At 64.3% G+C, this 7,231-nt stretch carries 8 protein-coding genes; 4 read left to right on the top strand and 4 right to left on the bottom strand.

Translation table 11 applies throughout. The features are described from left to right. Positions 1–187: 187 nt before the first annotated feature. Positions 188–1,132, top strand: a complete 945-nt coding sequence (locus ABWY06_RS11110) for a substrate-binding domain-containing protein (RefSeq protein ID WP_353925624.1) — start codon at positions 188–190, stop codon at positions 1,130–1,132. 23 nt (positions 1,133–1,155) lie between these two features. On the opposite strand, the gene ABWY06_RS11115 is transcribed toward ABWY06_RS11110, so the two are convergent. Then, entirely contained in the window at positions 1,156–2,286 is a 1,131-nt protein-coding gene (locus ABWY06_RS11115) for a sensor histidine kinase (protein ID WP_353925625.1), read from the bottom strand. Between the two features lie 239 nt (positions 2,287–2,525). On the opposite strand from ABWY06_RS11115, the gene ABWY06_RS11120 reads away from it, so the two are divergent. Both ABWY06_RS11120 and ABWY06_RS11125 read left to right on the top strand, forming a co-directional pair. Continuing rightward, positions 2,526–3,290 (top strand): substrate-binding periplasmic protein, encoded by a 765-nt coding sequence (locus ABWY06_RS11120; RefSeq protein WP_502948187.1) that lies wholly within the window; start codon positions 2,526–2,528, stop codon positions 3,288–3,290. A gap of 118 nt (positions 3,291–3,408) precedes the next feature. After that, complete coding sequence (locus ABWY06_RS11125) at positions 3,409–4,407, top strand: type II secretion system F family protein (RefSeq protein ID WP_353925626.1); 999 nt, start codon at positions 3,409–3,411, stop codon at positions 4,405–4,407. 46 nt (positions 4,408–4,453) lie between these two features. Here the strand turns inward: ABWY06_RS11125 and ABWY06_RS11130 are convergent, their stop codons facing one another. Beyond that, complete coding sequence (locus ABWY06_RS11130; RefSeq protein ID WP_353925627.1) at positions 4,454–4,864, bottom strand: anti-virulence regulator CigR family protein; 411 nt, start codon at positions 4,862–4,864, stop codon at positions 4,454–4,456. 119 nt (positions 4,865–4,983) lie between these two features. Beyond that, positions 4,984–5,466 (bottom strand): REP-associated tyrosine transposase, encoded by a 483-nt coding sequence (locus tag ABWY06_RS11135; RefSeq protein ID WP_353925628.1) that lies wholly within the window; start codon positions 5,464–5,466, stop codon positions 4,984–4,986. Between the two features lie 155 nt (positions 5,467–5,621). Here ABWY06_RS11135 and ABWY06_RS11140 point away from each other — a divergent pair, with 155 nt between their 5' ends. Next, positions 5,622–6,485 carry an oxaloacetate decarboxylase gene (locus ABWY06_RS11140; protein WP_353925629.1) on the top strand — a complete coding sequence of 288 codons (864 nt, stop codon included), beginning with the start codon at positions 5,622–5,624 and terminating at the stop codon, positions 6,483–6,485. Here ABWY06_RS11140 and ABWY06_RS11145 read toward each other — a convergent pair. Beyond that, a partial coding sequence (locus ABWY06_RS11145) for a substrate-binding periplasmic protein (RefSeq protein ID WP_353925630.1) occupies positions 6,486–7,231 on the bottom strand: 746 nt, incomplete at its 5' end.

Below are 7,231 nucleotides of genomic sequence, written 5' to 3' on the forward strand. Positions count from 1 at the left end.
ACAGGCCGCCCTCGGGCGGCCTGTTTGCACCGGGCCTGCTTATGCCCGACCGCCGGTTAGCGCCGACCCGATCGCGCGTTGGCGGCTATCCTGATCAGGATGACCATGGGCCATTGGGCTTGGCGGTTGACACGGGAGGCCTGCTGTTATCGTGAATGCGTATCGCACCGCCGTAAGTGCTTACCTTATGCAGCCTGTTGCCGCTCGGTTGCGGTGGCTGATCTTTGCCTTGCTGCTGCCCGGCCCGGCGGTGGCCGCGTCCTGTATCGGGGTGATTTCGGCCGGTGGCGAGGTTTTCTGGGACCAGGTGGCCGCGGGCGCTCGGCAGGCTGGCGAGGAACTCGGTGTCGAAATCTATTTCCGTGGGCCGATTCGCGAAGGTAATGTGCAGACCCAGCTGCAGATGATCGATTGGGTCGTGGCGCGCGGCTGCAAGGCCTTGGTCATCGCCCCCAGTGGTCCGGCCATCGGCGAGCGTGTGCAGGCGCTCAAGGCTCAGGGGGTCTTCACCCTGTTTATCGACCGGGATACCGGTAGCCAGGGGGTGGTGGCGGTCATTGCCACCGACAACTATCATGCCGGGCGGCTGGCCGGACAACACTTGGGGGCGTTGCTCAAGGGGCGGGGCCGGGTAGCGCTGATCCGTCTTAATCCCGAGGTGATCACCACCCGGGAGCGCGAGCGGGGATTCGTCGAGGCCGCGGAGGCGGCTGGGCTCAAGATCGTTTTCGATCGGTCCTTGAGCGAGGGCCACGAGCAGGTCATTCATGCCCTTGGCAAGCAACTTCCGGCGCTGGATGCCCTGTTCACACCCAACCTGGTGACCACGCGGGCCGCCTTGGTCGGCCTTTTGCATCTCAAGGCGGCGGGGAGCCTGACCCATATCGGTTTCGATTCCGACCCCTTGCTGCTAAAGGCGCTGGCGCAAGGGCAGATGGCCGCCCTGGTGCTGCAACAGCCCTATGCGATGGGTTATCGCGGGGTGCACTTGATCCAGCAGGCCGTGCGGGAGCAGGTAGTGTCGCCGACGGCGCAGCAGATTGAGCTGGACGTGGTGATGGTGACCCGTGAGCGCCTAAGCGACCCGTCCATACAGCAGCTGCTGGTCGCCCCTGCGCTGGAGAGGCCCTGATCCCGGCGCTGGCTAAGGCAGGTTCAGCCGTGTTTGGGCAGGCAGACGGTGAAGGTGGTGCCCAGCGCTTCGCTGGATTTGACTTCGATTTTGCCCTGGTGCGTCCCCACCACTTCCTTGACGATAAACAGGCCCAGGCCCAGGCTGGTCGAGCGATTGACATGCAGGTCCTCGCTGGGGCCGCGCACCAGCGGATCGAACAGGCTGGGCAGAATATCGGCGCCAATCGGCTCGCCCTGGTTATGCATTTCCAGGGTCACGTGCCGGGCGTCGCCCTCGACCCGCAGCGACACCGGGTGGTTTTGCGCGCCATGCTGCACCGCGTTGCCGATCAGGTTGGTCAAGACCTGGTCCATACGTGCCCGGTCCCATTCCCCCCGGGTGTCGCCCTTGATTTCCAGGCGCAGGTCCACGTTGGGATGAATCAGCTGGGCATCGTCGATGGCACTGCGGCAGGCGTCCGCCAGGTCCATGGGCGCGCGCACGATCGGCAATCCGGCTCCCAGGCGGCTGCGGACGAACTCCAGCAGGTCCTTGACCATGGTGCCCATCTGCCGGGTGCCTTGCTTGATGCGGCCGAGGGCGGTGCGTGTGCTGGCGTCCAGGTCTGCTTTACGCGCCAACAGCTCGGTGGACATCAGTATGGCTTGCAGCGGCGCCCGCAGGTCATGGCCAAGGATGGCCAGAAAAATGTCCCGCGAACGTTCGACCTGCTCGGCGTAGGCGGCCGTCGACTCGGCCAGGGCTTCATCGATTGCCTCGTTGAAGCGGATCATTTGGTCGAAATGGTCGCGTTCCGGCGTGCCCAGCGCCTCGACCCACAGGCGGATCACGCTGGCGCGCAAGGCTCTGAACTCCGAGGTCATCTGCACCAGATTGAAGCCCACCACATGGCGCAGTTCACCATGGTCAGCGGCGGCGTCATTCAGACTGGGGGTTTTTTCCGGTCCCTCGCCCTTGGCTTTGGCCGCTTGTTCGCGGGCGGTCTGCGGCACCTGCATATTACGGGCCGCGGCCAAGAGGATGGCGCCAGCGTGGTCGCGCAGCTCCACCCGGTCCAGGCATTCAGCGGCCGGCGTCAGGGTTTTGGCGAACCGCTCCCACTCGTCAACGAAACGCTCAACGTTTTGTACAATGAATTCGGAGAGTTGCATCAAGGAGTATCCTGCTGGTGGATCCGCTTGCCGTCGCGCGCCGCCTATATTAGCCGGTTTGTGCAAAAGGCCGGAGCGAAAGCTTAACTTCGTCCTTGTACCGCTCCGCCCCTGTTTTCCGCACACGCAATCCGGGTTTTTCCGGCGCCATAACCCGGTCACTGCTTAAATCCAGGCTAGACCTGGCCGAATCGGATCCCGGGCCCTGGATCCAAGGCCCATGTGCGGAGGTGGGAAGGGTGAGACGAGACAGCTACCGGGTGCTCATGCTGTGGCTGGGGCTGGTGTTCGCGGCCAGTGCCGCGGAGCTGCACCTGTATACCGAAGAGTCGCCGCCGTTGAATTTCCTTCAGGACAATCGGCCCCATGGGCTGGCGGTGGACCTGGTGGAAGCCCTTGCGCAGCGCAGCGGCGATACTATCCGCATCAGCCTGGGCCCCTGGACACGGGGCTATCAGGCCGCCCAGAGCCAAGCGGACACGGCAATCTTCTCGACGGTGCGCACCGCCGAGCGTGAGACAAAGTTCCAGTGGGTGGGCCCCATTCTGTTGGGACGCACCAGTTTCTATTCGCTCAAGTCCGCGGGCCTGCAGATCGACAGTCTGGCCGCGGCGGCGCAGAGTGGCCCATTGGCTGTGCCCAAGCAATGGTACACCTACGAAACACTGGCGGCGCACGGCTTCACCAACCTGTATCAAGTGCCCGGTTCACGGCAGATGGTGACCATGCTCAAGCACGGACGGGTCAAGCTGATCGCGACCGACGATGTCACCCTGCGCGAGGAATTGGCCATGGGTGGCTTGACCCCGGAAGAGGTCCAAGTCCAATTGACCTTTATGCGGTCGGCCTATTACATCGCCTTTTCCCTGCAGACCTCGCCAGCGGTCGTGGCGCAATGGCAGCGGCAACTCGATGCCATGCGCGGTGATGGCAGCTTCGAGCGAATTTTCCGCCGCTGGTTGCCCGAGGCCCCGCTGCCACCACTTCCTGCGGACCTGAAATAGTCAGACGAGTCCGTTGTTACTGGGCGGGATGTGCGGGTGCGCACGTTGAGGTTAAGCCGCTGCTGGCGTGCCGCCGCGGCATGATAAACACTGTGCCTTTTTATGGCCGAGAACGCCCATGTCACGTCGCCAACCCGCTCCCTTGTCGCTGGACGAACGCGCCAAGCTGTTCACCCATCTGGCCGCCCTGGAAAAAGCCGGTGTTTCCACCGAGCAAAGTTTTGCCCTGCTGAAACTGCCGGCCCACGCCCAGACGCGCTTGCAGCGCATGCGTCAGCAATTGGCGCAAGGGATGGACGTGGCGGCGGCGGGACACAAGACCGGCCTGTTGACCGGATTGGAGGTGGCATTGGTCGGCGCCGCGCAGAGCGGCGGCAGCCCGGCGGTCCTCTATCAGCGGTTGGCCGACACCTACCAGGTGAAGGCCCGCAGCGCCGCGGCCATCCGCTCGCGGCTGAGGATGCCGTTGATCGTCCTGGTCCTGGCCCTGCTGGTGCAGCCGCTGCCGCGCCTGGTCGCGGGTTCCCTCGGCTTCGCTGGCTACCTGTGGAACGTCCTGGCGCCGCTGATGCTGTTGGCCGGCACAGTTTACCTGCTGCGCAAGGGGCTGGTTTGGCTCGACTCCGCCGGCCCGAGCGGGCGCCAACGGCAAGTCGAGGCGTGGCTGCTGGCGATTCCGCTGCTGGGGCCCTGGCGCGCCCGGCAAGCGGCGCGGGATTTTTTCGAAACCCTTGGGCTGCTGCTGGAGGCGGGTGTTGCGATGTTCACCGCATTACCCAAAGCCTGTGCCGTACTGGGGCATTCGCCCTTGAGTTCCACCTTCGCCCGTGTGGACGCCGCGGTGCAAGCTGGCGCGCCCCTGTCAAAGGCCCTGAAGTCGGTAGACTTCCCCAACAAGGCGCAGGCACTGGGGTTGATCCGTGCCGGCGAGGGCAGTGGCGCCTTGCCGGCTATGCTGCTGCGCCATGCCCAGGGTGAGACGCTGGCCGTCGACGACTTCCAACAGCAGTTGGCGGAGTGGGGGCCGCGGGCCTTGTACGGCCTGCTGGTCGCCTGGATGGCATTTACCCTGGTCAGTGGTGGTGCGTTTCAACCGCAGGTTCCGGTCGATCTATGACCGATCACCTGCGTGCGGCGCCAGGGATCTAGGACGACGTGCGCGCTCAGTCGAAGACGTCCTGCAGCACTTCGTAGATCAGGCCTGTGGCAAGGGCGACCAGCACCACATCGCGACCGATCTGTTGCCACTCATAGCCCTCGTACCGGGGCAGCCGTTCCTGCAGGCGTCCATCCAGGCGCTTGGACCAGCCGGGGGGCAGTGGCTGGCCGCGGGCGAGTTTCTTGCGCAAGCCAGGCGGCAAGTTGGGCGCGGGTTCGGCCCAGTCGCGGTGCTCCCCGAGGACGATGCGCACCTGGCCGAGGTCGATCTGCAGTGCACCCTGTTGTTGGGCACTGTTGTGCCCCTGGGAGGCGCCTTGATGCTTGTCGTGTTTGGGAGCCGACCATACGCCAGCACTGCCCAAGGCGATGCACAGGCCGGTCAAGGAGCACAGCAGGCGGCGAGAGTTAAGCATGACAGGGGGATCCTTGCAGGAGAGGGACGCAGGCGTTCGGTCCGTGAACATTTGATAGCCAATGGCCTGGTCGGTTCCCCGTGGGTTGAGGTTCAGCGCTTGCCTGCGTGCCGGCGGGTTCAGTCGTGCGGTGATGAAGCTGCCCCCTGCCGGTGAACCGAGGAATAGGGCCAGTCTTCGGGATGTGCGACATAACCGTGTTTCACCGGGTTGGCGTGGACATAGGCGATGCGTTGCCGCAGTTGGTCGACGCCCTCGATGGGCTGCTGCCAGGGGCATTGTTGCCAGATAACCGGCGTACGGCACAGGCGCCGGGACAGTTGTACGCTTTGCCCGGGGTTCAGCGCTTCGGCGAACGTGCGTTTGATCAGCGCCCAGCGCCGCCGGTAGTCCTGATCCCGGGGTGGCAGCCGCCAGACGGCGTGCAGGTGGTCGGGCAACACCACCATCGCGACGATTTCGAAGGGGTCACTCAATTTGACCCGGCGCAGTGCGGTACGCAACAGGCCGATATGGTCCACCAGGGTGGTGGCTGAACGGTCGGCCAACCTGAGGGTGAAGAAGAAGCACGCCGCCTGGATCCTGTGCTCTGGAGTCTGCATGGCTCACCGTCCCTGGTGCTGGCTGTTTATCGCCAGTGTAGGCGTTGAAACACTCGCCGCCGCAGGGACTCGGCGGGCCGCTGGCGATTTGCTAAGCTAGCTACCTATCCGCCTTAAACCTTTGGCATTCGCAGCAGTTTCAGGAACCCCCTCCTATGCGTAGAGCTTCCCATCATCAGTTGCGTACGGCCTTTCGTGCCCTGCTCGAGTCCACCGAGTGTTACCACACCGCTTCGGTCTTCGACCCGATGTCCGCGCGCATCGCCGCCGACCTGGGTTTCGAGGTGGGCATCCTGGGCGGCTCGGTGGCGTCCCTGCAGGTACTGGCCGCCCCGGACTTTGCGGTGATCACCCTGAGCGAGTTCGTCGAGCAGGCGGTCCGTATCGGCCGGGTCAGTCGCCTGCCGGTGATCGCCGACGCCGACCATGGCTATGGCAATGCCCTGAACGTGATGCGCACCGTGGTCGAACTGGAGCGTGCCGGCATTGCCGCCTTGACCATCGAGGATACCTTGCTGCCGGCCAAGTTCGGCCACAAGTCTACCGACCTGATTCCCGTGGAGGAGGCCGTCGGCAAAATTCGCGCGGCGCTGGAGGCACGGGTCGACCCGGACCTGGCGATCGTCGCCCGCACCAATGCGGCCATGCTCAGCGTCGAGCAGGTCATTCACCGCACCCAGGCCTATCAGGCGGCCGGAGCCGATGCGCTGTGCATGGTCGGTGTGGTCGATTTCGAGCACCTGGAACAGATCGCCTCGCACCTGACGGTACCGCTGATGCTGGTCACCTACGGCAATCCCGAGTTGCGCGACAACCCGCGCCTGGCCCGCCTGGGCGTGCGCATCGTGGTCAACGGTCATGCGGCTTACTTTGCCGCAATCAAGGCGACGTACGATTGCCTGCGCGAACAGCGTCAGATCACCGCGTCGGACTTGAGCGCCTCGGAGCTGTCGACCAAGTATTCCACCGCCGAGGAGTACATGGTCTGGGCACGGGAATATATGGAGGTCAAGGAGTAGTCAGTCCTGGGTCGTGGCCTGCTCGATCAGTGCCTGCAATGAACCGTCGTCCCGCATGGCGCGCAGGCTGGCGTTGAATTTCGCCAGCAACTCGCGGTGCTCTGCGTCCTTGGCGAACACCAGGTAGGTCGGATTGACGCTCAAGGGTTTGGCCAGCGGGACCAGGCCGTCCAGCCGCAAGCGGCGGATCATCTGCTGCCCGGACTCCTCGATGGCGATGACCGCGTCCAGGCGGCCGGAAGCGAGTTTGCGAAAATTGCTTTCATCCGAGGTGCTTTCCCGGGCATTGATACGCTGCTCGCGGACCGCGCGGTCGAAGCTTTCACTGTAACTCCAGCCGCGAATGGTGCCGACTTCCTTGTCCGTCAGGTCTTCCACCGACTCGAAGGGAAAAACGCGGTCCTTGCGCACATAGATCCGCAGTTTTTCTTCGAACAAGGGTGCTGAATAGTCGAAGACCTGCAGGCGTCGGCGGTTCATGTAGATGCCGCCGATACCGGCCGCCGCGCTTTCCCCCAGTAGCAGGGCCCTTTTCCAGGGTACGGCACGAATTTCCACCGGCTCGCCGGCATGCGTGAAAATGGCGTGCAACATGCGCGGATAGAGCCCACGCGGCTGGCCGTCCTGTTGATACATAAAGGGCGGATTGGCATTGTCGAGCACCACCAGCGTGGCGGGCGGGGGCCAGGCCGACCACACCCCCCGGGCCCATGAGCCCAACCGGCGGGGGGGGGGCGGAGTCCATT

This window comes from Pseudomonas sp. (genome assembly GCF_040514055.1).
Classification (GTDB): domain Bacteria; phylum Pseudomonadota; class Gammaproteobacteria; order Pseudomonadales; family Pseudomonadaceae; genus Aquipseudomonas.